The 25625-nt window shown below is 71.9% G+C and carries 23 protein-coding genes and 2 pseudogenes; 15 read left to right on the top strand and 10 right to left on the bottom strand.

What is annotated here, in order from left to right:
• Positions 1-213: 213 nt before the first annotated feature.
• Positions 214-621: pseudogene (locus tag OG622_RS06210) on the top strand (TetR/AcrR family transcriptional regulator); the annotation flags it as partial.
• Positions 622-639: 18 nt separating this feature from the next.
• Here the strand turns inward: OG622_RS06210 and OG622_RS06205 are convergent.
• On the bottom strand, positions 640-1866 hold the full coding sequence (locus tag OG622_RS06205) for a glycosyltransferase (protein WP_371584015.1): 1227 nt from the start codon (positions 1864-1866) through the stop codon (positions 640-642).
• 153 nt (positions 1867-2019) lie between these two features.
• Positions 2020-2385, bottom strand: a complete 366-nt coding sequence (locus tag OG622_RS06200; RefSeq protein WP_371573991.1) for a nuclear transport factor 2 family protein — start codon at positions 2383-2385, stop codon at positions 2020-2022.
• A gap of 202 nt (positions 2386-2587) precedes the next feature.
• Between OG622_RS06200 and OG622_RS06195 the strand changes: the two genes are divergently transcribed.
• Both OG622_RS06195 and OG622_RS06190 read left to right on the top strand, forming a co-directional pair.
• Positions 2588-2770 carry a hypothetical protein gene (locus OG622_RS06195; protein WP_371573990.1) on the top strand — a complete coding sequence of 61 codons (183 nt, stop codon included), beginning with the start codon at positions 2588-2590 and terminating at the stop codon, positions 2768-2770.
• 176 nt (positions 2771-2946) lie between these two features.
• A complete protein-coding gene (locus tag OG622_RS06190) occupies positions 2947-4407 on the top strand; it encodes an aldehyde dehydrogenase family protein (protein WP_371573989.1) in 1461 nt (486 codons plus the stop codon).
• Positions 4408-4419: 12 nt separating this feature from the next.
• Here OG622_RS06190 and OG622_RS06185 read toward each other — a convergent pair whose 3' ends face one another.
• From OG622_RS06185 to OG622_RS06175, 3 genes are all read right to left on the bottom strand, one after another.
• Complete coding sequence (locus OG622_RS06185) at positions 4420-6180, bottom strand: ABC transporter ATP-binding protein (RefSeq protein ID WP_371573988.1); 1761 nt, start codon at positions 6178-6180, stop codon at positions 4420-4422.
• A gap of 289 nt (positions 6181-6469) precedes the next feature.
• A complete protein-coding gene (locus OG622_RS06180) occupies positions 6470-7003 on the bottom strand; it encodes a hypothetical protein (protein ID WP_371573987.1) in 534 nt (177 codons plus the stop codon).
• A gap of 95 nt (positions 7004-7098) precedes the next feature.
• A complete protein-coding gene (locus OG622_RS06175; protein ID WP_371573986.1) occupies positions 7099-7665 on the bottom strand; it encodes a rhodanese-like domain-containing protein in 567 nt (188 codons plus the stop codon).
• A gap of 70 nt (positions 7666-7735) precedes the next feature.
• Between OG622_RS06175 and OG622_RS06170 the strand changes: the two genes are divergently transcribed.
• Positions 7736-8023 (top strand): metal-sensitive transcriptional regulator, encoded by a 288-nt coding sequence (locus OG622_RS06170; protein WP_371573985.1) that lies wholly within the window; start codon positions 7736-7738, stop codon positions 8021-8023.
• Positions 8024-8061: 38 nt separating this feature from the next.
• On the opposite strand, the gene OG622_RS06165 is transcribed toward OG622_RS06170, so the two are convergent.
• The gene (locus OG622_RS06165) at positions 8062-8808 is read right to left on the bottom strand and encodes a sulfite exporter TauE/SafE family protein (RefSeq protein WP_371573984.1); all 747 of its coding nucleotides are present in this window, start codon (positions 8806-8808) and stop codon (positions 8062-8064) included.
• Positions 8809-9077: 269 nt separating this feature from the next.
• Positions 9078-10424 (bottom strand): annotated as a pseudogene (locus OG622_RS06160) (rhodanese-like domain-containing protein); the annotation flags it as partial.
• A gap of 242 nt (positions 10425-10666) precedes the next feature.
• Here OG622_RS06160 and OG622_RS06155 point away from each other — a divergent pair.
• The 3 genes from OG622_RS06155 (at position 10667) to OG622_RS06145 (ending at position 13520) form a co-directional block, all read left to right on the top strand.
• Entirely contained in the window at positions 10667-11755 is a 1089-nt protein-coding gene (locus tag OG622_RS06155; RefSeq protein ID WP_371573983.1) for an S-(hydroxymethyl)mycothiol dehydrogenase, read from the top strand.
• On the top strand, positions 11755-12384 hold the full coding sequence (locus tag OG622_RS06150; RefSeq protein WP_371573982.1) for an MBL fold metallo-hydrolase: 630 nt from the start codon (positions 11755-11757) through the stop codon (positions 12382-12384). Before OG622_RS06155 ends, OG622_RS06150 begins: the two co-directional genes overlap by 1 nt.
• A gap of 221 nt (positions 12385-12605) precedes the next feature.
• Entirely contained in the window at positions 12606-13520 is a 915-nt protein-coding gene (locus OG622_RS06145; RefSeq protein WP_371573981.1) for an SDR family oxidoreductase, read from the top strand.
• A 7-nt stretch (positions 13521-13527) separates the two neighbouring features.
• Here the strand turns inward: OG622_RS06145 and OG622_RS06140 are convergent, their stop codons facing one another.
• Positions 13528-14124 carry a hypothetical protein gene (locus tag OG622_RS06140; protein WP_371573980.1) on the bottom strand — a complete coding sequence of 199 codons (597 nt, stop codon included), beginning with the start codon at positions 14122-14124 and terminating at the stop codon, positions 13528-13530.
• A 73-nt stretch (positions 14125-14197) separates the two neighbouring features.
• Between OG622_RS06140 and OG622_RS06135 the strand changes: the two genes are divergently transcribed.
• Positions 14198-15004 (top strand): SDR family NAD(P)-dependent oxidoreductase, encoded by an 807-nt coding sequence (locus OG622_RS06135; RefSeq protein WP_371573979.1) that lies wholly within the window; start codon positions 14198-14200, stop codon positions 15002-15004.
• A 131-nt stretch (positions 15005-15135) separates the two neighbouring features.
• Here OG622_RS06135 and OG622_RS06130 read toward each other — a convergent pair whose 3' ends face one another.
• A complete protein-coding gene (locus OG622_RS06130) occupies positions 15136-15915 on the bottom strand; it encodes a DUF3050 domain-containing protein (RefSeq protein WP_371573978.1) in 780 nt (259 codons plus the stop codon).
• A gap of 228 nt (positions 15916-16143) precedes the next feature.
• On the opposite strand from OG622_RS06130, the gene OG622_RS06125 reads away from it, so the two are divergent.
• From OG622_RS06125 to OG622_RS06100, 6 genes are read left to right on the top strand one after another with little or no spacing between them, the layout of a single operon-like run.
• Positions 16144-16728 (top strand): hypothetical protein, encoded by a 585-nt coding sequence (locus OG622_RS06125; protein ID WP_371573977.1) that lies wholly within the window; start codon positions 16144-16146, stop codon positions 16726-16728.
• Positions 16729-16758: 30 nt separating this feature from the next.
• Positions 16759-18879, top strand: coding sequence for an aminodeoxychorismate synthase component I (pabB, locus tag OG622_RS06120; protein ID WP_371573976.1), 2121 nt, complete (start codon positions 16759-16761; stop codon positions 18877-18879).
• Complete coding sequence (locus OG622_RS06115) at positions 18876-20519, top strand: benzoate-CoA ligase family protein (RefSeq protein WP_371573975.1); 1644 nt, start codon at positions 18876-18878, stop codon at positions 20517-20519. Before pabB ends, OG622_RS06115 begins: the two co-directional genes overlap by 4 nt.
• A 41-nt stretch (positions 20520-20560) precedes the next feature.
• On the top strand, positions 20561-22147 hold the full coding sequence (locus tag OG622_RS06110) for a class I adenylate-forming enzyme family protein (RefSeq protein ID WP_371573974.1): 1587 nt from the start codon (positions 20561-20563) through the stop codon (positions 22145-22147).
• Entirely contained in the window at positions 22144-23331 is a 1188-nt protein-coding gene (locus tag OG622_RS06105; RefSeq protein ID WP_371573973.1) for an FAD-dependent monooxygenase, read from the top strand. Before OG622_RS06110 ends, OG622_RS06105 begins: the two co-directional genes overlap by 4 nt.
• Positions 23332-23356: 25 nt before the next feature.
• Positions 23357-24151: an aminotransferase class IV gene (locus OG622_RS06100; RefSeq protein ID WP_371573972.1), complete on the top strand. Its 795-nt coding sequence runs from the start codon at positions 23357-23359 to the stop codon at positions 24149-24151.
• 120 nt (positions 24152-24271) lie between these two features.
• On the opposite strand, the gene OG622_RS06095 is transcribed toward OG622_RS06100, so the two are convergent.
• Positions 24272-24757, bottom strand: coding sequence for a carboxymuconolactone decarboxylase family protein (locus OG622_RS06095; RefSeq protein WP_371573971.1), 486 nt, complete (start codon positions 24755-24757; stop codon positions 24272-24274).
• Between the two features lie 135 nt (positions 24758-24892).
• On the opposite strand from OG622_RS06095, the gene OG622_RS06090 reads away from it, so the two are divergent.
• Positions 24893-25588 (top strand): L,D-transpeptidase family protein, encoded by a 696-nt coding sequence (locus OG622_RS06090; RefSeq protein ID WP_371573970.1) that lies wholly within the window; start codon positions 24893-24895, stop codon positions 25586-25588.
• Positions 25589-25625: the final 37 nt, after the last annotated feature.

The raw sequence follows: 25625 nt of genomic DNA, 5'->3' as shown, positions 1-25625 counted from the left end.
CGACGTCGGGCACCCTCCTCGGCGTGGCCTCACCGCCAAACCGACCAGCGTCCGGAGGGACGTGCCACGCGGGCTGGCGACTCCGGTCTACGGCACCAGGGTACGAAGGCGATTGGCGCAAGTCGCTGAGCAACGCTCAGTTTCGCTGAGCCAATCAGAGACGCTCAAACAGCCCACCGGCTGTTACGGGGGCTGGTTTGCCGAGGCGGGACCGTCCTGACCGGTCTCGCCTCGGCGGACGGGCAGTCGATCGCCGAGCGCGCCACCGCCGCGTTCCGTGCCTACGCCGCGAACGTCACCGGTGACCCGCGCCGACTGCGCATCACCTTCACCGAGATCGTCGGCGTCAGTCCCCGCATGGAGCGCCAGCGCCTCGAACGCCGCTCCCGCTGGATCGACTTCATCTGCGCCGAGGCCACCGCCGCCGCCGCCGGGCGCGGCGAGGCCGTCCACCGCGACTACCGCATCGCCGCCGCCGCCTTCATCGGCGGTGTCAACGGCCTCCTCCACGACTGGCAGGCCGGCTGGGTCGACGCCCCCCTCGACGAGGTGGTCGACGAACTGGTCACACTCCTGCTGGGGATACTGCGGCCGCCGGGATGGCGACAGGGGGAGGCCTGACGCAGGAGGCCGGCGCCGTCAGGAGAGCCGGTCCACCGCGGCCAGGACCGGCTTCACCCCGTCCTCCGCGCGCAGTTCCCCGGCCAGCGTCCGGGCCCGGCGGCCGTACGACGGGTCGCCGGTCGCCCGTCGCAGCGCGGCCTCCAGCGCGGCGGCCGTGAAGCCGCGCAGCGGTACCGCTCCGGGGGACACCCCGACGGCGACGAGGCGGGCGGCCCAGAAGGCCTCGTCGAACTGGACGGGCACCGGCACGGCCGGGACCCCCGCGCGCAGACCCGCCGCCGTGGTGCCCGCGCCCGCGTGGTGGACGACGGCCGCCATCCTCGGGAAGAGCAGGGAGTGCGGCACCTCGCCCACGGTGAACATGTCCTCGCCCTCGCCCCGCAGTTCGCCCCAGCCTCGCTGGATCACCCCGCGCAGCCCCGCCGCCCGCAGGGCCCGTACGACCTCGCCGCTCGTCCGCTCGGGATCGGGCACGGTCGCGCTGCCCAGGCCCACGAAGACAGGGGGCGGTCCGGCGTCGAGGAAGTCCAGCAGCGGCGCGGGCAGCCGGTCCTCGCGGTCGTACGGCCACCAGTAGCCGGTGACGTCCAGCCCGGCCCGCCAGTCGCCGGGGCGGGGCACCACCCGGGGGCTGAAGCCGTGGAACACCGGCCAGCCCAGCCGCTCCCGGGTGCGACGCGCGGCCACCCGGCCGGTGTGCGGCAGCCCGTACTCGGCGCGCAGCCTCCGCACCTCCTCCGTGAAGATCCACTCGACGGCCGTGTTCACCGCGTGTCCGGCCGCCCGGTTGCCGACCGGGCCCCAGGAGCGGACCCCGGTCATCGGCGGCGCGAACTCCCGTGTGGGTTCGAGAGGTTGGAGGTTCACGCCCAGGCTCGGGACCGACAGGCCCTGGCCGATGGTGTGCCCGAGCGGTGCGAGGGTGCCGGCCAGCAGCAGGACGTCACTGGCACGGGCGGCGGCCACCAGATCTCCTGCCATCCGCCCCACCAGGCTCCGGGCCATCTCCGCCGCCCGGTACAGCTTCCCGGCCCCGGTGGAGCTCCGGTGCAGCCCCTGCCCGCGCTCCGACTCCAGCTCCTCCCGCGGATCCACGGGCAGGGAGTGGAAGGAGACCCCCGAGCCGGCCACCAGCGGCTCGAACCGGGCGTGCGTCACCAGCGTGACCTCGTGCCCGGCCCGCACCAGCCCGTGTCCCAGCCCGGTGTACGGAGCCACGTCACCCCGGGAACCCGCCGTCATGATCGCTACACGCACGCCCGACAGTATGGCGTCGGCCGCCACGGCGAGGCAGGGGTCCGTACCGCGATGACCCGAAAAAGCCCTTGTCCGAAACCGCCTGCGCCGGTCGGGGGAGAGGGCGAGGCAGTGGAACCTGGCGACCGGTTTCTCCTTCTACTCGTCCCAGGCCTGGATCATGGTGTGGTCGATGATCTTGCCGTCGCGCAGGGAGACCATCGAGCTCGCCAGGACCCGCACCCCGTCGGGGTACAGGCAGGACTCGGTGAAGGCGACCTGGTCGCCCTGGACGACGCACTGCTCGACCTTGTGGGTCATCTCCCGGCTGCAGACGTCGTCGTACATCGCGCCGATCTGGGCCCGGCCGTGTATGACCTTGGGGTGGCTGGGCTGGGTGTTGCGGTCGACGACGCGCATCTCGGCGTCGTCCGCGTAGAGCGACGTCAGGGTCGCCGCGTTCGCTTCCTCCGTGCCCCGGCGCAGCGCTTCGGTGTCGAAGGCGGGGCTCGTCGAGGTGCCCATGGGTGACCTCCTTCGAAGGCCGTGGCCCGGCATGGGGTAGCGGGCCGCGAAAGGCCTCTCCCTCCAAGGCTCCTCCGCCGGGCGTGGCCCGGCAAGTGCGGCGGAGGGCGTGCGCCTCACGGGTGAGCGGCCGTGACCGACCGGGGCCGGGGACCGCCCCTGAGGGCATGATCTCAACTCGACGTATCGTCGGTTCAACCCGATGACCGCGCTGGACTCGCTCGCCGTCAGCGACCTCCCCGAGGAGCGGAAGGAGACCCTTCCGCGTCCCTCGCAGCAGCTCAAGAGCCTCAACCAGGTGCACGAGGTGAACCGGCTGAACGAACTGCACCAGGTCACCGACATGGCCGCGCCGGCCTACGGTCTGCTGGGCGCCATCCAGTAGTGAAGCCGGTCGAGAGCCCTGCCGCACGGACACCGCGGTGGGGCTCTTGACATTCCCGGGGGTCGGACAGAGCATCACGGAACAGTAACGTAATTGAATTTCGCACTACGAACGCTCGTGAGCGATCATGCTCGATCACGTACCGTCGTCGATACGTACCCCGAGGAAGCCGCGCCATGGCCATAACCCGTGACCTTATGATCGGCGGCAAGGACGTGCCCGCCACGTCCGGCCGCACCGCCGAGGACCTCGACCCGTACACGGGGGAGGTGTACGCGACGGTCGCGGCGGCCGGGCGGGAAGACGTCCGGCGGGCCGTGGACGCAGCCGACGCCGCGTTCGAGGAGTGGGCCGCGCTCGCCCCCTTCGCCCGGCGCGCGATCTTCTTCAAGGCCGCCGAACTGCTGGAGGGCCGCGGCGACCAGGTCGCCGACATCATGGCCCGGGAGGCGGGCGGCACCCGGCCGTGGGCGTACTTCAACGTGGCGCTCGCGGCGAACATCCTGCGCGAGGCGGCGGCCGCGATCACCGCTCCGCGCGGTGAGGTCCTCGGCACCCAGAAGGAGGGCGCGTTGAGCCTCGCGATACGCGAACCCCTCGGCGTGGTGGCCGCGTTCGCGCCGTGGAACGCGCCGGTCATCCTCGGTGTACGGGCCGTCGCGGCGCCGCTGGCCGCCGGCAACACCGTCGTCGTCAAGCCCAGCGAGGACGCGCCGATCGCCTGCGGACTGCTCGTCGCGGACGTGTTCCGGGAGGCGGGGCTGCCCGACGGCGTGCTCAACGTCGTCACCAACGCGCCCGAGGACGCGGCGGAGATCGCCGAGGCACTGATCTCGGACGAGCGGGTGCGCGCGGTGAACTTCACCGGCTCCACCGGCGTCGGCCGCATCATCGGCGAGCACGCGGCCCGTCATCTCAAGCCCGCAGTACTGGAGTTGGGCGGCAAGAACGCCGTCATCGTGCTCGCCGACGCCGACGTGGACTACGCGGTCGACGCCGTCACCTTCAGCGTCTTCATGAACGCCGGACAGATCTGCATGTCCGGCGACCGCATCCTCGTCCACGAGTCGCTGGCCGAGGAGTTCGCGCGGAAGTTCACCGCCAAGGTCGCCACCCTCCAGGCTGGTGACCCGAACCACCCGCACACGGTGGTCGGCCCGCTGGTCAGCGCCGACGCCGCCCAGCGGATCGCCACGCTGGTGAAGGACGCCGTCGCCAAGGGCGCGACGGTGCTCACCGGGGGCGGGCAGCCGGAGGGCGCGGTGCACCCGGCGACCGTGCTCACCGACGTCCCCAAGGACGCCGACCTCTACTACCAGGAGTCCTTCGGACCGCTCTGCGTCCTTCAGACGTTCACCGCCGACGGCGAGGCCGTGGCCCTCGCCAACGACACCGACAACGGCCTGAGCTGCGGCATCATCACCGAGAACGCCACCCACGGCCTGGCTGTGGCCCGCCGGATCCGCACCGGCATCGTGCACGTCAACGACCAGTCGGTGGCCGACGAGCCGATGGCCCCCTTCGGCGGTGTGAAGGCCTCCGGCTACGGGCGCTTCGGCGGCCGGTGGGGCATCGAGGCCTTCTCCAACACCCGCTGGGTGACCATCGCCACCCAGCAGGCGCACTTCCCGTTCTGACCGAGAACGACGTCAGCCGGCGGTCGCGAGGAACTGAGTGGCCGCCAGCTCGGCGTACAGCGGGTCGGCGGCCACGAGTTCACGGTGGGTGCCGACCGCGCGGACGCGGCCCGCGTCCATGACCACGATGCGGTCGGCCGTCGTCACCGTGGACAACCGGTGGGCGACGACCAGCACCGTGGTCGTACGGGCCACGTCGGCGACCGTGTCGCGCAGCGCCGCCTCGTTCACCGCGTCCAGCTGGCTCGTCGCCTCGTCGAGCAGCAACAGCCGTGGACGGCGCAGCAGGGCGCGGGCGATGGCGACGCGCTGGCGCTCACCGCCGGACAACTTGGTGCCCCGGTGGCCGACCAGGGTCTCCAGACCCTGGGGGAGCTTGGCGACCATCGCGTCCAGCCGGGTCGTCTTCAGCACCCGCGTGAGGTCGCCCTCGTCGGCCACCGGGTTGCCCAGGAGCAGGTTGTCGCGCAGGGTCCCGGACAGTACGGGCGCGTCCTGCTCGACGTAACCGATCGCGGACCGCAGCCGGGACAGCTCCCACTCGGCGACATCGCGGCCGTCGACCGTGATGATGCCCGCCTCGGGGTCGTAGAACCGCTCGATGAGCGAGAAGACCGTCGTCTTGCCCGCGCCCGACGGGCCCACGAACGCCGTCATGCCCCGGGCAGGGACGTCGAAGGTCACCCCGTGGTGGACGTACGGCAGATCGTCGGCGTACCGGAAGCGGACCTCGTCGAAGGCGAGCGCGGCGGGTGCCGCGTCCGGGGACGGCAGCGGTGCCGGGCGGGCCGCCGGTTCGGCGGGCAGGCGCAGCGCCTCCTGGATGCGGGAGAGCGCGGCGGCGCCGGTCTGGTACTGGGTGATCGCGCCCACGACCTGCTGTATCGGCGACATCAGATAGAAGACGTACAGGAGGAAGGCCACGAGCGTCCCCACGTCGATCGCGCCGGTCGCGACGCGGGCGCCGCCCACCGCCAGCACGGTGATGAAGGCGATCTGCATGGCGAGCCCGGCCGTGTTCCCGGCGGCGGCCGACCACTTGGCGGCCCGGACGCTCTGCCGCCAAGACTCCTCGGCAGCCGCGTGGATCGTCTCCTCCTCACGGTGCTCGGCACCGGACGCCTTCACCGTGCGCAGCGCGCCGAGAATGCGCTCCAGGGAGGCACCCATCGCGCCGACCGCGTCCTGTGCCGCCCGGCTGGCCTTGTTGATACGGGGCACGATCACCCCGAACACCACACCCGCGCCCACGATCACACCCAGTGTGACGGCCAGCAGCACCGGGTCCACCAGGCCCATCAGCACCACCGTGGCGACCAGCGTCAGCCCGCCGGTCCCGAGGCCCACCAGGGTGTCGGTGGTGACCTCACGCAGCAGGGTGGTGTCGGAGGTGATCCGCGCCATCAGATCGCCCGGCTCGCTGCGGTCCACCGCGGTGATCCGCAGCCGCAGCAGATACGAGGACAGGGCGCGCCGCGCGCCGAGCACCACCGACTCGGCGGTGCGCCGCAGGACGTACGAACCCACCGCGCCCACGGCCGCGTTGGTGACGACCAGCACGGACATGAGGACCAGTGCCCAGGTGATGGTCCGGTCGTGCGAGAGGTCGTCGATCAGTTCCCGGGCCACCAGCGGCAGCGCGAGGCCGGTGGCGCCGGTGAGGAGGGACAGCAGTGCGCCCAGCAGGAGTGTCCAGCGATGGGGTCGTACATAACCGAGCAGCAGCCGCCAGGTGGGCGGCTGCCGCTCGGCCGTGGTCTCAGGGGTGCTCACGTGGCTCCTCGGCAGGTCGGGCGGGGAGTGGGGACCGGGGGCGGACGTTCAGCCTACGTCGGGGACACGGGACACCGGGAACGACTTTCAACCGCCCAGCAGCACCCTCCGGTCACCTCGCCCCCGGAGGCCGGGGCCGCGTCCGCTACCGCGCCCATCAGCCCGGTCCGGGCGCCGCCGTGGACCAGCCGGAGTCCGGCCCCGGCGAGCGCGTCACCCGGTTCGGCGGCGGTCCGCAGATGCTCCGGGCGGTGTCCGGGTGAGGCGCCGCAGAACACGGTCACGCCGGTCACCGCCACAGCCCGTACCCCCGCGTGAGGATCCGGTACGGGTCGTACTGGCCCTTGGCCCGTGCGAGACCCTCGTAGGCGCGCCCGAAGTGCGCCCGCCAGTCCTCGGGACCCATCGGGACGGCGCCGGCCGGGTGCAGCACGCCGCCGAACTCCCGTGCCCGCTCGTACACCGACCGGTTGGCGGCGATCAGCCGCCGTACGCCGTCCGGGTCCTGCGGCGGTGCCGTACGCATCAGGGAGAGCAGGCAGAGGCGTTCGCCCGGTGGCCTGCGCAGCAGCGGGGCGGCGGCTTCCACCTCATACGGCCGGGCCTCGACGGCGTCGTCCTCGCCGTGGGCGCCGCCCTCGGCCCCGTGTTGCGCGCCACCGCCGGACTCGACCTCGCCGTCCGCTGCGCCGCCACCATCCGTCCCTTCGACGAGATCGGCCTGCGCACGGCCGTCCTCGCCGCCGACCACGCCGATGTCGTCCTCGTCGAGCCCTGCCTGCCCGGCACCTCGACCGGCCGGGTCGCCGAGACGCTCGTCCACGTACCGCGCCGCCAGCCGGCCCTGGGCGACGCGGACGGCCTGGACGAGAACGGGATGGCCCGGGCCGTACGGGACTTCATGCGCTGCGGGAGCGGCTACCGCGTTCCGAGTGCGGCGAGCGTGGCGTCGAGGTCCGTGGCGCGGGGGCGGTTGTGCGGCAGTCTGCTCAGGATCGCCGCCATGCCGCAGGTGTCGGTGAGCGCCGAGACGACGAGGCCGCCCGCGACCCCCGCCGACAGCAACTGCCAGGCCGGGTGCAGCAGTCCGAGGCCCAGCCCGACGAGGACGAGCGCACCGGCGGTGAACCGTACCTGACGCTCCATGGCCCAGGTGGCTCGCACCCCGCCGGACGGGCGGTGCAGCTCGTGACCGCCGGCTGTCCAGGCGTTCGTACCACCGGTGAGATCGGCGGCCGTGACGCCGTGTTCGGCGAGGAGGGCGCAGGCCTTCTGGGACCGAACGCCCGACCTGCAGACGACCAGCAGCTCGGCGTCGGACCCCTTGAGGGTGGGCAGCGCGCGCTCCAACTGGTCGAGGGGGACATTCAGGGCTCCGGGAACATGTCCGGAGGCGTACTCGCCAGGGGTGCGGACGTCGACGACGGTCAGCTCGGACAATCGTGCTCGGGCCTGGTCGACGCCGAGCCGGCGGGGAGTGGGCATGAGGGCTGCGATCCTTTCCTGCGGGGGGCGGTAAAATACCCCCAAGGGTATATAGAGGAGTTGAGTGGTCGTGGAGCTGCAGTTCGAAGGCGATGAGCTCAAGTCGGTGCTGAACCGGCTGCGGAGAGCCCAGGGACAGATCTCCGGAGTGATCAAGATGATCGAGGACGGGCGCGACTGCGAGGACGTCGTCACACAGCTCGCCGCCGCCTCCCGTGCCCTGGACCGGGCAGGCTTCGCGATCATCGCCACCGGGTTGCAGCAGTGCCTCACCGACACCGACAAGAACGAGCGGAACGGGGAGACGAACGAGCAGATGCGTGCGCGGCTGGAGAAGCTGTTCCTTTCTCTGGCGTGAGGGGGACGGCTCTTGGCTCGGGTCGTGGCTCGGCCGGACTACGTGATCGCGTCGATCAGCATGAACGCGGCCACGGCCAGCAGCACCCAGGCGAAGATCCGCCGGAGGGTGTCCCCGGAGACCTTGGCCGCCAGTCGGCGACCGTCCCAGGCGCCGAGGACCGCAGCCCCGGCGAAGGGTGCGACGACCGCCCAGTCGAGCCCCTCGGCGGCACCCGTCCGGCCCGCGAGCGCGGCGAACGAGTTCACGGTGATGACGAGCAGGCTGGTGCCGACGGCGTCGCGCATGCGCAGGCCCACGACGCTCACCAGGGCCGGTACGGCGAGGAAGCCGCCGCCCACCCCGAGGACACCGGTGACCCCGCCGAGCCCCGCGCCGGACAGGGCGACCCGGCTCGGCCGTACCGTCGACTCCTCCCGCCGCGTCCCCGAGGGGCGCAGCATGCGGTACGCGGCCACCCCCGCGACCAGGGCGAAGGACCCGGTGAGCACGGTGGGCGGCAGCTCCGCCGACAGTGCCCCGCCGAGCGCCGCGGGCACCAGTCCCGCCGCCGCGAACAGGGCCCCACCGCGCAGGTGCACCGTGCCCGCCCGGAGGTGCGCGGACAGCGCCGTCGCCGAGGTGACGCTCACGATCACCAGACTCGCGGTGGCCGCCGAGGCCGGGCCGAACCCGAGCAGATAGACCAGCGCCGGCACGGCGAGCACACTCCCGCCCCCACCCAGCGCCCCCAACGAGACCCCGATCACGCCCCCGGCGAACAGGGCGAGAACGAGAGTGGTCATACCGCGGGGGCACCGCTCGACGCGGAGGTGGCGAGGGGCTCCCCCGGTGCCGGGGTGGCGCCGGACGCGTGCGCCTCCGGTGCCGAGGTGGTGCGGGTGGTGGGCGCCCCGGGAGTCGGGACGGAGTCCGCCGGGGGCGGCTCCGTGTCCGGGGCACCGCAGGTCACGGTTGTCCCGGTGGCCGGGGCGAGGTGGGCCGTGGGCGACCCGGCGGCCCGGGCGGTGGGGATCGTCGGCGGCTCGGCGGTCGGTGTCGTCCTGGTCATGGGCAGTCCGGCGTCCGCCGCCGACGCGAAGCCGTCGTCCACGGCCACGACGTGTCGGCCGGCCGCGTCCAGCAGTGACGCGGCGATGGCGGCGCGCATGCCGCCGGCGCAGTGGACCCACACGGTGCCGTCGGGTATCTCCGCGAGCCGGTCGCGCAACTGGTGCACCGGTATGTGCACCGAGCCCGCGACATGGCCCGCGGCGGTGCGCTCGGAGGCGCGGCGGACGTCGAGGATCACGGCCGCACCGTCCGCGTGGGCCTTGGCCAGGTCGACGAAGGTGGCGCGTCGGAAGGAGCGTGGACGCTCGCCCCGGCGCAGCCAGTCGGCCGGGGCGCCGGTCGCCCCGGCGGCGGGGCGGTCGATGCCGACCCGCACCAGTTCCCGCTGGGCGTAGGCGAGTTGGCCCGGGGAGTCGGCCAGTAGCGTCACCGGCCTGCCCCACGGAAGCAGCCAGGCCAGATACGTGGCGAGCTGCCCCTCCGCCTCGAAGTTCACCGCCCCCGCGACATGCCCCTCCGCGAACGCGACCCGGTGGCGCACATCCACCACCCACTCGCCCGACGCCAGCCGCGCGGCGATCTCCTCGGCGCCGGCCGGCGCGGGCGGCGTCAGATCCACCGGCGCCGGCCCCCGCGCGTTGGCGGGGCCCATGTGCGCGTAGTACGCCGGTATGTCGTCGAGGCCGGCCAGCAGTTCGGCGACGAAGGTGTCCGCGTCCTTGACCAGGGCGTCGTTGCCGACCCGCTCCCGACCGACGGTCGTGGTGTCGCCCGCCGACCGCCCGGCGGAGCAGAAGCTGCCGAAGCCGTGCGTAGGCAGGACGGCCGTGTCCTCCGGCAGCCCCTCGGTCAGCCGGTGCGCCGACGCGTGCTGCGCGCGGGCCAGCTCGCCGGTCAGCCTGGGCTCGACGAGATCCGGACGCCCGACCGTGCCGATGAGCAGGGACCCGCCGGTGAACGCGGCCACCGCCACGCCGCTCTCCTCCAGGACGTACGCGGTGTGGTGCGGGGTGTGTCCGGGCGTGGCGACCGCGCGCAGCGTCAGATCCGTGTCGATCTCCACCACGTCGCCGTCGTGCACGGGCACCCGCTCGTAGGTGACCCGCGCCCCGGCGGGCACCAGGTGGGCGGCGCCGGTCAGCCGGGCGAGTTCCGGTCCGCCGGTGACGTAGTCGTTGTGGATGTGGGTCTCGACGACGTACGCGATCCGCACGCCCCGCCGGGCGGCGGCCGCGATCATCCGGTCGACGTCGCGCGGCGGATCGACCGCCACGGCCCCGCCCGGACCGCCTGCCAGATAGCTCCGGTTGCCCAGCCCCGGCACCTCGATGGTGTCGACGAAGTACACGGCAGCTCCTCTCCTCGTCACTCCCGAATTACCCCGGGGGGTATATGTGCAACCGTAGCAGAGATACCCTGGGGGGTATTCATGTGCTTCGGGGCGCAGCGGAGGACCCCTTCTCGTGCGGTGTCGCGGGTCACCTTTTCGGCCATGGTTCCGCCCGCCGCGGAGGCCCTACTCGCTGGTCGGTCCGTAGGGTGACCATGGGCGGGCGACCGTCCGGTCACGGAACGACGGAAGGGTTCACCATGGCGCAGGAAGTACGCGGCGTGATCGCACCGGGCAAGAACGAGCCGGTGCGGATCGAGACGATCGTCGTGCCCGACCCGGGGCCGGGGGAGGCCGTGGTGAAGGTGCAGGCGTGCGGCGTGTGCCACACCGACCTGCACTACAAGCAGGGCGGCATCAGCGACGACTTCCCCTTCCTGCTCGGCCATGAGGCCGCCGGCGTGGTGGAGTCGGTCGGCGCGGGCGTCACCGACGTCGCCCCCGGCGACTTCGTCATCCTCAACTGGCGTGCGGTGTGCGGCAATTGCCGGGCCTGTCGGCGCGGGCGCCCCTGGTACTGCTTCAACACCCACAACGCCACCCAGAAGATGACCCTCGCCTCGACCGGCCAGGAGCTGTCCCCGGCGCTCGGTATCGGCGCCTTCGCGGAGAAGACGCTGGTGGCGGCGGGGCAGTGCACCAAGGTCGACCCGGCCGCCGCCCCGGCGGTCGCCGGACTGCTGGGGTGCGGGGTGATGGCCGGTATCGGCGCCGCGATCAACACCGGCAACGTCGGCCGGGGCGACACCGTCGCCGTCATCGGCTGCGGCGGAGTCGGGGACGCGGCCATCGCCGGGTCCCGGCTGGCGGGCGCCGAGAAGATCATCGCCGTGGACATCGACGACCGGAAACTGACCACCGCCAAGAGCATCGGCGCCACCCACACGGTCAACTCCAAGGACACCGACCCGGTCGAGGCGATCCGTGAGCTGACCGGCGGCTTCGGGGCCGACGTCGTCATCGAGGCGGTGGGCCGCCCGGAGACGTACAAGCAGGCCTTCTACGCCCGCGACCTGGCCGGCACGGTCGTCCTCGTCGGCGTCCCGACCCCGGAGATGAAGCTCGAACTCCCCCTGCTCGACGTCTTCGGCCGTGGCGGCGCCCTGAAGTCCTCCTGGTACGGCGACTGCCTGCCCGACCGCGACTTCCCCATGCTGATCAACCTCTATCTGCAGGGGCGCCTGGACCTGGAGGCGTTCGTCACCGAGACCATCGGACTCGACGACGTGGAGAAGGCCTTCGAGCGGATGCACGGCGGCGACGTCCTGCGCTCGGTGGTGACGCTCTGATGGCCGCCCGCATCGAACACCTCGTCACCTCGGGCCAGTTCAGCCTCGACGGCGGCACCTGGGACGTCGACAACAACGTCTGGCTCGTCGGCGACGACCACGAGGTAGTCGTCATCGACGCCGCCCACGACGCCGACGCGATCGCCGAGGCCGTGGGCGACCGCAGACTGGCGGCCATCGTCTGCACCCACGCCCACAACGACCACATCGACGCCGCCCCCGCCCTCGCCGAGCGCACCGGCGCGCCGATCTGGCTCCACCCGGACGACCTGCCGCTCTGGAAGCAGACCCACCCCGACCGGCTGCCCGACCACTGGCTGGCCGACGGGCAGGTCATCGAGGCCGCCGGAGCAGACCTGACCGTCCTGCACACCCCCGGCCACGCACCGGGCGCCGTCTGCCTGTACGACCCGGGCCTCGGCACGGTCTTCACCGGAGACACCCTCTTCGCCGGCGGCCCCGGTGCCACCGGCCGCTCCTACTCCCACTTCCCGACGATCATCGACTCCATCCGCGACCGCCTCCTGGCCCTCCCAGTCGACACGGTCGTCCGCACCGGCCACGGGGACACCACGACGATCGGCGCGGAGGCTCCGCAGCTGCAGGAGTGGATCGCCCGCGGACACTGAGAACCAGGCTCCCCGCGCCTCGCCCCGAAGGGGCGCGGGGAACTGCGCGACAAGCCACGACGAACCCGCAGCCTCCCTGTCACGCGACCGATCGAGCTCTTGGGAGCCGACAGGGAAATCCCGACAGAAGATGTCCGGCTTCCACGACACCCTCGTGTCAAGGACGCCGAAACACCCCCGGCGTCCGCCAAAGTGACACCCGTACGCACAGGAGGTCGGACATGTCGAAGCCGCTGGACGGCAAGGTCGCACTCGTCGCCGGAGCCACACGCGGGGCCGGGCGCGGGATCGCCGTGGAACTGGGAGCGGCCGGGGCGACGGTCTACGTGACCGGGCGCTCCACGCGCGAGCGGCGCTCGGAGTACGACCGCCCGGAGACCCTGGAGGACACCGCCGACCTGGTCACCGAGGCCGGCGGCCGGGGCATCGCCGTACCCACCGACCATCTCGAACCGGCGCAGGTCCGGACCTTGGTGGACCGGATCGCCGAGGAACGGGGCCGACTCGACGTGCTCGTCAACGACGTCTGGGGCGGCGAGAAGCTCTTCGAGTGGGACGCGCCGGTCTGGGAGCACGACCTCGACAACGGCCTGCGGCTGCTGCGCCTCGCCGTCGAGACCCACGCCATCACCAACCACCTCGCCCTGCCCCTGCTGCTGCGCCACCCCGGTGGCCTGGTGGTGGAGATGACCGACGGCACGGCCGACTACAACGGCGCCAACTACCGGAACTCCTTCTTCTACGACCTCGCCAAGGCGTCCGTCCTGCGCATGGCGTTCGCCCTCGGTCACGAACTGGGCCCGCGCGGGGCCACCGCCGTCGCGCTCACCCCCGGCTGGCTCCGCTCGGAGATGATGCTCGACGGGTTCGGCGTCACCGAGGACACCTGGCGCGACGCCCTCGACCGCGTCCCCCACTTCGCCATCTCCGAGACGCCCCGCTATGTCGGCCGGGCCGTCGTCGCCCTCGCCGCCGACCCCGAGGTCGCCCGCTTCAACGGCGAGTCCCTCTCCAGCGGCTCCCTCGCCCGGACCTATGGCTTCACCGACCTCGACGGCAGCCGGCCGGACGCCTGGCGCTACCTCGTCGAGGTCCAGGACACGGACAAGCCGGCGGACACGACCGGCTACCGCTGAACCGCGCTCACACCCGGTCCGGCGGTACCGAAGATGGTGCCGGCGTCGGTGTGGACGGCGGCGCGGGCCTCGCGGTGGCTGTCGCCGTCAGTTGCCAGCGGGCCGAATGGCCGGGTGGCAGCGCCAGGTCCTCCCGTACGGCGGTGTAGTAACCCTCCCGCCCGGCGCGCTGCCGTTCCAGCAGGGCCTGCCAGGCCCGCGGGTCCCGGGTGCCGGCGCGCAGGAACTCCTCCATCCTCATCACCGTGACGACCCAGGCGCGGGCCTTCTCCACCACCTCGGGGCTGCCGAGGAGCAGCATCGCCTCGCCGGAGGGGTCCCGGGCGACCGTGGCCTCCGCCATGAGGGGCGCGGCCTCCTCCGGCGACAGGGGGTGGGGGTGCGGGTCGTTGCCGAGGTGGGAGGCGACCCGGTAGGTCAGGGTGACGGACTGCTTCAGGGCCCGTGCCCAGTCGGCGTACACCGTGAGCCGCCGCTCCTCCCAGCGGGTCGCCCGCTCACGCCGGAAGCGGACCTGCTCGCCCCGCATCACCACCAGATACGAGCCGAGCGCGCCCATCACCACGCCGAGCAGAGCCGGGAGTTGCTGGATGAAGGTCGACATGAGAGGACGGTAGCCGGGTCGGAGATCGCGTCGCACCTGTCCCCGTGATCTGCCGCGCAGTACGTTCTGCCGTATGCATGCGACGGGACGCTTCGAGGGGTACGGGGTTCTCATCACGGGTGCGGCGCGCGGGATCGGTGCGGCGACGGCTCGGCGGCTGGCCGAGGAAGGGGCCCGCGTGCTCGTCACCGACGTGGACCTGCCGGCGGCCGAGAGGACCGTGACGGAGCTGCGGGGCAAGGGGCTGGCCGCCGAGGCGTACCGGTGCGACGTCGGGGACCGGGAGTCCGTCGAGGCTGCGATCACGCACGCGGTGGCGGCCCTCGGCTCCCTCGACGTCCTGGTCAACAACGCCTTCGGCTGCACCCCGGACGTGCCGCTCTTCGAAGACACCCCGGACGACACGTGGGCCCGCGACCTCGACCTCACCCTGACCAGCGCGTTCCGCTGCTCCCGCGCGGCCCTGCCGCACCTGGTGGCGTCCGGGCGCGGGGCCATCGTCAACATCGGCTCCGTCAACGGCCTCCAGGACTTCGGCAACCACGCCTACAGCGCCGCCAAGGCCGGCCTCATCTCCCTCACCCGCACCCTCGCCGGCGACGCCGCGCCCCGAGGTGTCCGCGTCAACCTGGTGGCCCCCGGTACGGTCCGCACCCCCGGCTGGGCGGGCCGCGAGTCCCATCTCGACGACCTCGCCGAGATCTACCCCCTGGGGCGCGTCGGCGAGCCGGACGACATCGCGGCGGCCGTGGCCTTCCTCGCCTCCGGCGACGCGGCCTGGATCACCGGCACGACCCTGCGCGTGGACGGCGGACTGCTGGCCGTCAACACCGCTTTCGCCGGGGCGGCACAACGGTGGAGGGCGGAGGGAGAGGCATAGCCAACGAGGTCCACCGCAGCGCCCTGAGGGGGTGCGGGGCTGTGTGGGACATGCGGCTGCCGCCGCGTGGGCGCGACCAGCCACGGACCACCCGCAGCCGACCGGCGAACGAACCCCCGACGGCGCTCGACTCACCCCATCGCCGCAACGATCCCGTCCCAGAACCGAGCCCGCGCCTCCAACGCCAGCACCGCCGTCTCCACAGCCTCCTCCCACCGCCCGTCCACCCCGCCGCACAGATCTGCCACCATGGCCATCGCCATCGGTGTGTGCTCCTCCCCGTCCACCTCGATGTGCCGAGCGAGGTAGTCGCAGAACAACGGGAACCGCTCCGTGCCCTCCTTCTTGATCACCTGGTCGAACATGTCCGGGATCAGATCCTCCCGGGAGAACGCGAAGGCGGCGGCCCGGCAGTGCAGCGGCCGTTCCCCGATGATCTCGAACGTCGTGCGGACGAACTCGGCCGCGGGGCCGGGAACCTGGGCGACCCGCAGTGCCGCGGGCACGTCGTGGCCCTCGCCGATGAGCCCGAGGAACGTGTCGAGGCGGGAGGTGTCCGCTCCGGCCTCGGCCATGCCCGAGCGGTACAGCTCGAAGTGACTGGTGAACCCGCCGTTCAGCTCGTCGCTCTCCTCGACCAGAACGATGTCGTTGATGAGCCGCCGGCTGACCTCGGACCCGCGCGGCACCCAGGGGACGTCCACACAGGTCAGGTCCCGTTGGAGGGACTTGAGGAGGGACATGAAGTCCCACACCGCGAAGACGTGGTGCTCCATGAACACCGCCATGTCGGAGCGGCTTTCGACGCGCTGATAGATCGGATGCGCGGTGACTTCTTTCCGTACGGGCTCGATCGCGGAGCGCGCCCGGTTGATTCCCTCGTGGTTCATATCCCAGTCGTACCTGGACATGACTCTCCTTCATTTTCGTGCAATTCCCCCCGATCCTCCTGGCGATGGTGCGCCTGTTTCGCTGGCGCGGGCAACCGCTTCCGAGAATTACCAGAAGTTACCCGAACGTAATACTCGACGAAAGGCGTCAAGGCACCTGAAAGACCGTCATAGGCGTACGATCCGGACACCTCGAAAAAGTTCGTTGAAGATTTGAACGGGGTCTCGGTTCTTCTCGTATTCGACACCGTGAGCAGGAATCCCGTTACCGTCACCCTCGCATACCACGTGGTGCCGGGGCGTGAGGCCGACTTCCACTCCTGGGGGTGGGCCGCGCTGCGTACGAGTGCGCAGCAGCCGGGTTTTCTGGGGGGTGGCGTACTCGTCGACGGAGAGGCGGAGTGGCATGTGGTCTACCGCTTCGACAGCGAGGATACGGCTCGGACCTGGGAGAACTCCATGGTCTGGGCGGAGTGGTCGGCCCGTGCCGATGGACTGGCCCGGGAGACCGGTCGCCGGAGCATCGCGGGTTCCAAGGCCTGGTTCGACTCCCAGACCGCCCGGGCCCCGGCCGGCCCCCCGGGGCCACCCCCGAAATGGAAACTGTGGTTGGTGAATATGAGCGCGGTCTTCCCACCGGTGCTCTTATTCAACCTGCTGATACTTCCCTATCTCAACGACCTGAATCCACTTTTTCGTACACTTCTGCTGTGTCTGGCCGTGACAGCCATCGTCACCTGGATTCTCATGCCGAGACTCCAGCGATTCCTGAAGAAATGGCTGTATCCGCCGCTGCAGGCGCTGCGCGGCCGGCACAAACGACGGACCGCCTAGGTTCGAGAACGATCAGAGGGGGGTGGGCGGGTGAAGACCCTGCTCATCGACAATTATGACTCGTACACGTACAACCTGTTCCAGCTGATCGCCGAGGTCAACGGCGAGGAGCCGGTGGTCGTGCTCAACGACGCTCCGGCGGGCGACATTCCGGAGCTGCGGGAATTCGACAACGTGGTGGTGTCGCCGGGACCCGGCCACCCCCTGGAACCGCGTGACTTCGGTATCGCCGCGCAGGTGATCACGGAGGCCGGGATCCCCGTACTGGGCGTCTGCCTGGGCCATCAGGGCATCGCGGTGGGGGAGCGCGCCGATGTCGAGCCCGCCCCGTGGCCGCGCCACGGGCACCTGTCCACGGTCCGGCACGACGGCCGTGACCTGTTCCGGGGCCTGCCGCAGAACTTCACGGTCGTCCGCTACCACTCGCTGTCCGTGCGCGAGCCGTTGCCGCCGACCCTGGAGGCCACGGCCTGGTCCGAGGACGGCGTCCTGATGGGTCTGCGCCACCGCGAACGGCCCCTGTGGGGCGTCCAGTTCCACCCCGAGTCGGTCCTCACCGACCACGGCCACCGCCTGCTGGTCAACTTCCGTGACCTCACGGAGGAACGGGCCGGCAGCCCGCGTACGCGCAACACCGCGGTCATCCCCCTCAACGGTGCGATCCCCCGCCCCCGGCGGGCCCCGGGGCCCGCCTACCGGCTGCACACCCGCCGTATCGCCGGCGCGATCGACGCCGAGGCCGCCTTCACGCGCATGTACGCCGACGCGCCGCACGCGTTCTGGCTGGACAGCTCCCGCGTCGAGCGGGACCTGTCGCGGTTCTCGTTCTTCGGTGACGGTGCCGGACCGCTCGCCGAGGTCGTCCGCTACGACGTCGACAGCGGCCTGTGCGAGATCGAGCGGCAGGGACGGCCCACCCGCCGGGTCCAGGCGAGCGTCTTCGACTACCTGAAGCGGCAGCTGGCGAGCCGCAAGGTCGACGCGACGGGCCTGCCCTTCGACTTCACCGGCGGCTACGTCGGCTACTTCGGCTACGAACTCAAGGCCGACACCGGCTCCCCGAACCGGCACAAGGCCGAAACCCCGGACGCCTCCTGGCTGTTCGCGGACCGACTGATCGCCGTGGACCACGAGGAGGGCTTCACCTACGCGGTCTGCCTGTCCGAGGACACCCCGGCGGCGTCCCGCGAGGCCGGCGACTGGCTCGACACCGCGCTGGCCCAGCTGACCTTCGTCGGCTCGGACCCCACGGTCCCCCTGCGGGCGGCCACATCTCCCTACCCCCGCGCGGCCGAACCCTGGCTCGTCCGCGACCGCGCCACCTACCTCGCCGACATCGAGGCGTGCAAGGCGGAACTGAACGCGGGCACGAGCTACGAGGTCTGTCTCACCAACGCGGCCCGGTTACCCGCCCCCTACGACCCGTACGACTTCTACCGGGTGCTGCGCCGCATCAACCCCGCCCCGTACGCCGCCTTCCTGCGGTTCGGCGACCTCGACATCGCGGGCTCGTCCCCCGAGCGCTTCCTGCGGATCACCCGCGACGGCATCGCCGAGGCCAAGCCCATCAAGGGCACCGCCCCCCGGGGCGGCACCCCGGAGGAGGACGACCGGCTGCGGGACGAACTGGCGGCGGACGCCAAGACCCGCGCCGAGAACCTGATGATCGTCGACCTGCTCCGCAACGACCTGGGCCGGGTCTCCCGGACCGGCTCCGTGAAGGTCACGCGTCTCATGGCCACCGAGACGTACGCCACCGTGCACCAGCTGGTCTCCACCGTCGAGGGCAGGCTGCGCGAGGGCACCGACGCCGTCGACTGCGTCCGGGCCTGCTTCCCCGGCGGATCGATGACCGGGGCGCCCAAGCTCCGCACGATGGAGATCATCGACTCGCTGGAGACCGAGGCGCGGGGCGTGTACTCGGGAGCCCTCGGCTACCTCGGATGCAGCGGCGGCGCGGACCTCAACATCGTCATCCGTACCGCCGTGTTCCAGGGCGGCCGTATGCATCTGGGCGCGGGCGGCGCGATCGTCCTCGACTCCGATCCGGCCGCCGAGTACGACGAGATGCTGCTGAAGGCCGCGGCACTCATGCGGGCCCACCGGGAGCACGCCTCCGCCCCGGCCGTCACCGAGGAGCCGACGCGATGACGATCACGACGACATCCCCCCAGCCCGTCCGGCTCCAGGCCGACGCCGCCGCCCCCGGCAACCTCGCGGCCCACCTCGCCGCCCTCGCCGAACGCCGCGGCTGGGCCGACCGCCCCGCCTTCCGCCAGGGCCACCGGAACTACTCCCACAGCGAGGTGCACGACCTCGCGGCCCGCGCCGCCACCGTCCTCACCGACCACGGAGTCCGCCCCGGCGACCGCGTCCTCCTCGCCCTCCCGGACTCCGTCACCTGGGTCACCACCTTCCTCGCCCTGGCCCGCCTGGGCGCGGTGGCGGTCCTGGTCAACCCCGAACTCACCCCTCCCGAACTCCAGTTCATGGCGGCGGACACGGAGGCGGTCCTGTGGGTGACGGGGCCGGGGCTGGAAAGCCCCGCACCGGCGCTCAACAGCGTGCCCCGTCAGGGACGCGGGGCCGTGGCCCATGCGGCTCCGCCGCGCGGGCGCGACCAGCCGGGAACGGCCCGCGGAGTGAGGACGGCCGCCCCGACCCCCCGTCTCGGCGCCGACCAGCTGACCGCTCTGTGCGCCACGGCCACCCCCAGGCAAGCGGCCCACCCGGTCGACGCCCACACCCCCCTCTACATCCAGTACACCTCGGGAACGACCGGCCACCCCAAGGGCGTCGTCCACGTCCACGGCGACCCCAGGACGTACTACGACCTCATCGGCCGCCGACTCCTGCGCGTCACCCCGAACGACGTCACCCTGTCCGTCTCCCGGCTGTACTTCGCCTACGGATTCGGCAACGCCCTCGTCTTCCCGCTCTTCTCCGGCTCCTCCGCCGTCCTCGCCGACCGCCGTCCCACCCCCGCGGCGGTCGACGAACTCGTCGCCCGGCACCGAGTGACCCTCCTCTACTCGGTGCCGTCGGCGTACGCCGCCCTGGTGGCCGACCGGGCAGGCGGCCACGAGGACTGCTTCGCCTCGGTGCGCGCCGCGGTGTCGGCCGGCGAGGGCATGCCCGCCGGACTCGGCAAGCAGGTCACCGAACTGCTCGGCGCGCCCGTCCTCGAACAGATCGGCTCCACCGAGGCCGGACACGCCTTCTGCGCCAACAGCTTCGACCACAACCACCCCGGCACGGTCGGCCGCCCCGTCCCCGGCTTCGAGGTCGAACTCCGCGACCGCGCGGGCGCACAGGTCCAGGACGGCGAGGCGGGCGAACTCTGGGTGCGCGGCCCGACGGTGACTCCCGGCTACCTCAACCGGCCCGAGGAGACCGAGCGCACCCTCGTCGGCGGGTGGCTCAACACCCGGGACCGGGCCGTCCGCGAAGCCGACGGCACCTACCGGCATCTGGGCCGGGCCGACGACATGGAGATGGTCGGCGGCATCACCGTCTCCCCGCTGGAGGTGGAGGCCCTGCTGCGCACCCACCCCGGGGTCCGGGACGTCGCCGTCGCGGCCGTCACCGACGAGCGCGGCGCCAGCAGGCTGCGGGCCTTCGTCATCCCCGTCCCGCCCATCGGGGTGGGTCTGGAGGCCGAACTGATCTGCATGGCCCGCGACAGGCTCGCCGCCTTCAAGGTCCCCCGCAGCGTCAGCTTCGTGCCCACGCTGCCCCGCACCGCGACCGGCAAGCTCCGCCGGCACCTCGTCCGCCAAGGGGCGTGGTGAGCATGGCCGACACCCTCATCCCCGCAGAAAGGTCCGGTCCCATGCGAGACCAGCTCCAGGCCGACCGGCAGCCCGCCCTCGTCGGTGGCCGTGGCTTCTACCTGGGTTCGATGTTCAGAGAGGCCGCCGACCGTCACGGGCACGTCTTCGTCACCCTGGACCGGCCCCTCGACGTCAACCCCGACATCGGTACCGACCTCGCCTACACGACCCTCGCCGATGTGGTCGACGAACTCTCCGGCCGCCTCTGGGAAGCGGGCGTGCGCCCCTCCGAGGAGGTGGTCGTCCACAAGACGGACAACGTCGACATCGTGCTGCTGACCTGCGCGGTCTCCCGTATCGGCGCCGTCCCCGTCCTGCTGTCGCCCGGCCTCGCGGGCCCGGTGGTCGGACAGCTCCTCGAACGCCTCCACCAGCCCTGGCTGATCACCGACCGGGCCAAGCTCGAAGGCCCCCTGAAGGACGTCGGACTCACCGGCCTGGTACGGCGCACGCTCTCCGTCGACGACGCCCCCGGCGCCGAACCGCTGCAGAAGTACGCGGGTGCCCCGACCCCGGCCGCCGTCCGCCTCCACCCCCGCGACCCCTCCCTCATCACCCACAGCTCCGGCACCACCGGCCTCCCCAAGCTGGCCGTGCACTGCCCGAACACCATGTGGAACCGGCTCGTCCCGCAGAAGGCCATGGGCTGGCCCACGCGCGGCGAGACCGCGGCCCTGCACATGTCGTTCGTGCACTCGCGCTTCTACCACCTGCTCGGCGTCCTGCTGCACTTCGGCAGCCCCCTGCTCCTGATCGTCGACCCGGAACCGTCGAACGTGGGCCCGCTGCTCGCCCGCCACCGCCCCGGCATCGTCGAGACGCACCCCAACACCTTCGTCCTGTGGGAGGAGCTGGCCGACGCGCCCGGCGCACCGCTGTCCCGCGTCCGCTCGTACGGCTCCACCTTCGACGCCATCCACCCGCGCACCGTGCAGCGACTGCTCGACGCGTCCAAGCGGCGCTCGCCGTGGCTCATCCAGCTCTACGGGCAGAGCGAGACCGGCCCGGTCGCCTTCCAGTGGTTCACCCGCCGCAGCGCCGCCCGCGCCGACGGCCGCCGGGTCGGCATCGGCATCCCCGGCTTCACCCGCGTCCGCGTCGCCGACGACGCCGGGCGGCGGGTCGCCCCCGGCACCGCAGGCCGCATCGAGGCCCGCACCCGGGGCCGCATCCTCACCTACATCGGCGCCCGGGAGCGCTATCTGCGTCAACTCGACAGCGGCTGGTGGCAGATGGGCGACATGGGCTACCAGAGCCGCTGGGGCGCCCTCCACCTCATCGACCGCGAGATCGACCAGATCGACTCCGTGCACAGCAACCTGGAGGTCGAGGACACCCTGATGTCCCGCCTGGAGGAGCTGCGCGAGGTCGTCATCGTCCCCGGCGTCGACCGTGAACCCGTCCCCGTGGTGTGCGTACGCGGTGAACGCCCCCTGGACCTGCGGCGCTGGCACGAGGCCACGGCCGACCTGCCCACCATGGCCGAGCCCCGGCAGTGGCGGTTCGAGGAACTGCCGATGACGTCCACCTGGAAGGTCAAGCGGGTCGAGATCACCCGCATGCTCACCGAGAGCACCCGCGCATGACGCCCCCCGCCCCCGTTCTGGTCGTGGGCGCCGGCCCCGTGGGCCTCTCAGCCGCCCTCGCCCTGCGCGCCCACGGCCTCCCCGTCACCCTGCTGGAAGCCGACCCCGAGGGCCGCCGACGCCCCGGCAGCCGCGCTCTGTTCGTGCACCGCGAGACCCTGGAACTCCTGGAGGGGATCCACCCGGGACTCGCGGTCGAGATCGCCGCGTACGGCCGGACCTGGCACACCAGACGCACCCTGTACCGGGGCCGCGAGGTGTACGCCCGCACCTTCCCGCCGCCCACCGGCACCCCGCCCTTCACCAGCCTCCGCCAGGTCGACACCGAGCGCTTCCTGCTCGCCGCCTGCCAGGACGCCGGCGTGGAGTTCGTGTGGGACGCGCGGATCACCGGCGTACGCACCGACCCGGACGGGCTGACACTCACCGGTGAGGACGGCCGTACCTGGACCGGCACCCACGCGGTGGCCGCCGACGGCGCCCGCTCGGCCGTACGGCGCGAACTGGGCATCCCCCTGGAGGGCACCCACGGCGAGGGCTTCCACGTCGTCGCGGACATCGCCGACATCCCCGGTGCCGAACTGCCCCTGGAACGTGTCTTCCACTACGAGCATCCGGCGCTCGGTGGTCGCAGCGTCATGCGGGTGCCGTTCACCGGCGGCTTCCAACTCGACCTGCAGTGCCGGGACGACGACGCGACGGAAGAGTTCGGCACCGAGGCGGCCGTACGGCGCTGGCTGCCGGAGGTCGTCGGCGACGGGTACGCCGAGCGCGTCCTGTGGGTGTCCACCTACCGCTTCCTGCGCAAGGTCGCCGCCGTCTTCACCGACCCGCACCGCCGGGTGCTGCTGGCCGGCGAGGCGGCCCATCTCTTCCCGCCGTTCGGGGCGCGCGGCATGAACAGCGGCATCGCGGACGCCGTCGCCGCGGCCCGGGCGATCGCCGACGGCACGCCCGAGGCGGTCGACTCCTTCGCCGAGGTCCGGCGTTCGGCGGGCCTCTTCAACAGCGCCGCCGCCGGCACGGCCCTGGACCATCTGCGGCCCCGGCGCCGTATCGTCCGCGTCAAGCAGCGGGCGGCGGCGGCCCTCGCCCCCGTGGTGCCCCGCTGCGGCGCCTGGCTGGAGCACGCGCCCTACGGACCCCGGCACGGCGCCCCGGCCGTCTCGGGCCGCAAGTACTGACCCGGAAGACCGACAGGAGCACCGAGTGACACAACCCGCCATCGTGGAAGGTCTGTTGACCTGGTCACCCGAACACGGCCTCGTCCCCGGCCAGACACAGGGCGGACGCCTCCTCGTCGCGGACTCGTGGCTGCTGCGCGACGGACGGGTACGCGGCTTCGACCGGCACCGTGAACGGTTCCTGCGGTCCTGCGGCGAGTGCGGCGCACCGCCCCTGGGACAGGTCGTCGACTTCTGGCAGGACATGACCTGTGCCCTGCCGCGCACGGGGGTGTGGTTCCCCCGGGTCGAACTCGCCTCCGGCTCACTGGAAATGAGGCTCCTGCTGCGCCCCGCGCCGCCCCTCACGGCAGAGGTCCGTGTCTGGGCGGCCGGCCAGCCCGACCCGCGTACCGTGCCCCGCCGCAAGGGGCCGGACCTGGACGCCCTGGCCCGCGTACGCAGACGGGCCGCCGGTGCCGACGCCGACGAGGCCGTGCTCATCGCGCCCTCCGGCCTGGTCCTGGAGGCCGCCAACTCCAGCCTCTTCTGGTGGGAGGACGACGCCCTCTGCCTGCCGCCGCCCCGCCTGCCGCTCCTCGCCGGCGTGACCATGGCCCTCGTCCAGGAGCGGGCCGCCCGTACCGGCGTCCGGGTCGCCCACCGCGAACGCTCCCTGGCCGAGCTGGCCGGCCGCGAGGTGTGGCTGGTCAACGCCCTCCACGGCATCCGCCCGGTCGCCGCCTGGACCGGGCGCCCGATGACCCCGGGCCAGGCCGTCCACGCCCCGGAATGGCGGAAATGGCTGGACAGTCTCTTGGAGCCGCTGCCGGACCACTGAATTCGCAGCGATATCCGGGCGCGAAGAAGCGCCGGGCCGAAAGGATTCGGCCCGGCGCTGAAAGTCGTTCCCTGAATATTCGGAGAAAGTATTCCCAGGAGCCTCGGGAGAGCCTCGGGGCTACTTCTGAACCGGCTGGTAGGCCCCCGGAACCATCCGGGTCGCAATGGCGATCCGGTTGTACGCGTTGATCACGGTGGCCGCCCAGATCAGCGCCGCGACCTGCTCCTCGTCGAACACGTCCGCGGCGGCCGCGTAGACGTCGTCGGGCACCTGACCGTCGGCGACCAGGGTCACCGCCTCGGCCAACGCCAGGGCCGCGCGCTCGCGGGCGGTGAAGAACGGGGTCTCGCGCCAGGCGCTGAGCGCGTAGATCCGCTGCTCGGTCTCGCCCTGCGCGCGGGCGTCCTTGGTGTGCATGTCCAGGCAGAACGCGCAGCCGTTGATCTGCGAGGCGCGAATTCTGATCAGTTCGAGAATCTCGGACTCGACCTTCGCGTCCCGGGCCGCGGAAACGGCGGCACCGTGCAGGGAACCCATCGCTCCGGACACGTCGGGAGTGATTTTCTTGAGGGCCACACGAGATAGGGAATCGCTGTTGCTCATGGGGAGAACTCTATATCCGAATTCCCGGCTGTGTAACTGTTTCGTCTCGACATGGCCACTTCCACAACCGTCGGCCCGGATCGTCTGTCTAGGTAGACAGGAGCAGCAAAGCGCGGCGAAGGGGAAAGGTCGGCCATGGGGGACATAGGCAGAAGAGGCGCAGTCGCACTCACCATCACCGGACTGCTGACACCGCTCACGCTGGCGTTGGGCGCCGCGCCCGCGCAGGCGGCGAGTTGTACGACGTCGACGGGTCCGTACCAGAAGCAGGTGGAGAAGTTCCTCGGCCGGACGGCCGACGGGAAGCAGTCCACCGGCGACTGCAAGGCGATCCAGGCATTCCAGACCAAGCACGGCATCACACCGAACATCGGGTACGCGGGATCCGTCACCTGGGGCGTGATGGACCTGATGAACAAGCAGAAGGCCGTCGGCAAGGACCCGAACAAGGCGGGCAAGTGCCCGACCAACAAGGGCCGCATCGCCTGCGTGAACCTGACCCTCCAGCTCAGCTGGATCCAGGACGGCGGCAAGCTCGTCTACGGGCCCGTGCCGGTCCGCACCGGCCGCGACGGGTACGAGACCCGCACCGGCCTGAAGACGATCTACTGGCGGAACATCGATCACGTCTCGTCGATCTACAACGTGCCCATGCCCTACGCCCAGTTCTTCGACGGCGGTCAGGCCTTCCACTCCGTCGGTGTCAGCATGTGGAACCCGCCCGGCTCCCACGGCTGCACCAACATGACCAAGACCGACGCCAAGAAGTACTGGTCGCTGCTGAAGACGGGCGACGACGTGTACGTGTACGGCCGGAAGCCGGGCACCTGACAGGGAACCAGGGGCCCGGCCCGTCGGCCGTGGTGGG

Source organism: Streptomyces sp. NBC_01314, assembly GCF_041435215.1.
GTDB lineage: Bacteria > Actinomycetota > Actinomycetes > Streptomycetales > Streptomycetaceae > Streptomyces.
Note: the sequence above shows the minus strand (reverse complement) of the source record. Positions and strands in the feature narration are given on the sequence as shown.

Coding starts and splice junctions, on each gene's coding strand:
- OG622_RS06205 (WP_371584015.1), bottom strand. CDS start 1,866: ATGACGGCGGGTTCCCGGGGTGACGTGGCTCCGTACACCGGGCTGGGA.
- OG622_RS06200 (WP_371573991.1), bottom strand. CDS start 2,385: ATGGGCACCTCGACGAGCCCCGCCTTCGACACCGAAGCGCTGCGCCGG.
- OG622_RS06195 (WP_371573990.1), top strand. CDS start 2,588: ATGACCGCGCTGGACTCGCTCGCCGTCAGCGACCTCCCCGAGGAGCGG.
- OG622_RS06190 (WP_371573989.1), top strand. CDS start 2,947: ATGGCCATAACCCGTGACCTTATGATCGGCGGCAAGGACGTGCCCGCC.
- OG622_RS06175 (WP_371573986.1), bottom strand. CDS start 7,665: ATGCCCACTCCCCGCCGGCTCGGCGTCGACCAGGCCCGAGCACGATTG.
- OG622_RS06165 (WP_371573984.1), bottom strand. CDS start 8,808: ATGACCACTCTCGTTCTCGCCCTGTTCGCCGGGGGCGTGATCGGGGTC.
- OG622_RS06155 (WP_371573983.1), top strand. CDS start 10,667: ATGGCGCAGGAAGTACGCGGCGTGATCGCACCGGGCAAGAACGAGCCG.
- OG622_RS06150 (WP_371573982.1), top strand. CDS start 11,755: ATGGCCGCCCGCATCGAACACCTCGTCACCTCGGGCCAGTTCAGCCTC.
- OG622_RS06145 (WP_371573981.1), top strand. CDS start 12,606: ATGTCGAAGCCGCTGGACGGCAAGGTCGCACTCGTCGCCGGAGCCACA.
- OG622_RS06140 (WP_371573980.1), bottom strand. CDS start 14,124: ATGTCGACCTTCATCCAGCAACTCCCGGCTCTGCTCGGCGTGGTGATG.
- OG622_RS06135 (WP_371573979.1), top strand. CDS start 14,198: ATGCATGCGACGGGACGCTTCGAGGGGTACGGGGTTCTCATCACGGGT.
- OG622_RS06130 (WP_371573978.1), bottom strand. CDS start 15,915: ATGTCCAGGTACGACTGGGATATGAACCACGAGGGAATCAACCGGGCG.
- OG622_RS06115 (WP_371573975.1), top strand. CDS start 18,876: ATGACGATCACGACGACATCCCCCCAGCCCGTCCGGCTCCAGGCCGAC.
- OG622_RS06110 (WP_371573974.1), top strand. CDS start 20,561: ATGCGAGACCAGCTCCAGGCCGACCGGCAGCCCGCCCTCGTCGGTGGC.
- OG622_RS06105 (WP_371573973.1), top strand. CDS start 22,144: ATGACGCCCCCCGCCCCCGTTCTGGTCGTGGGCGCCGGCCCCGTGGGC.
- OG622_RS06095 (WP_371573971.1), bottom strand. CDS start 24,757: ATGAGCAACAGCGATTCCCTATCTCGTGTGGCCCTCAAGAAAATCACT.
- OG622_RS06090 (WP_371573970.1), top strand. CDS start 24,893: ATGGGGGACATAGGCAGAAGAGGCGCAGTCGCACTCACCATCACCGGA.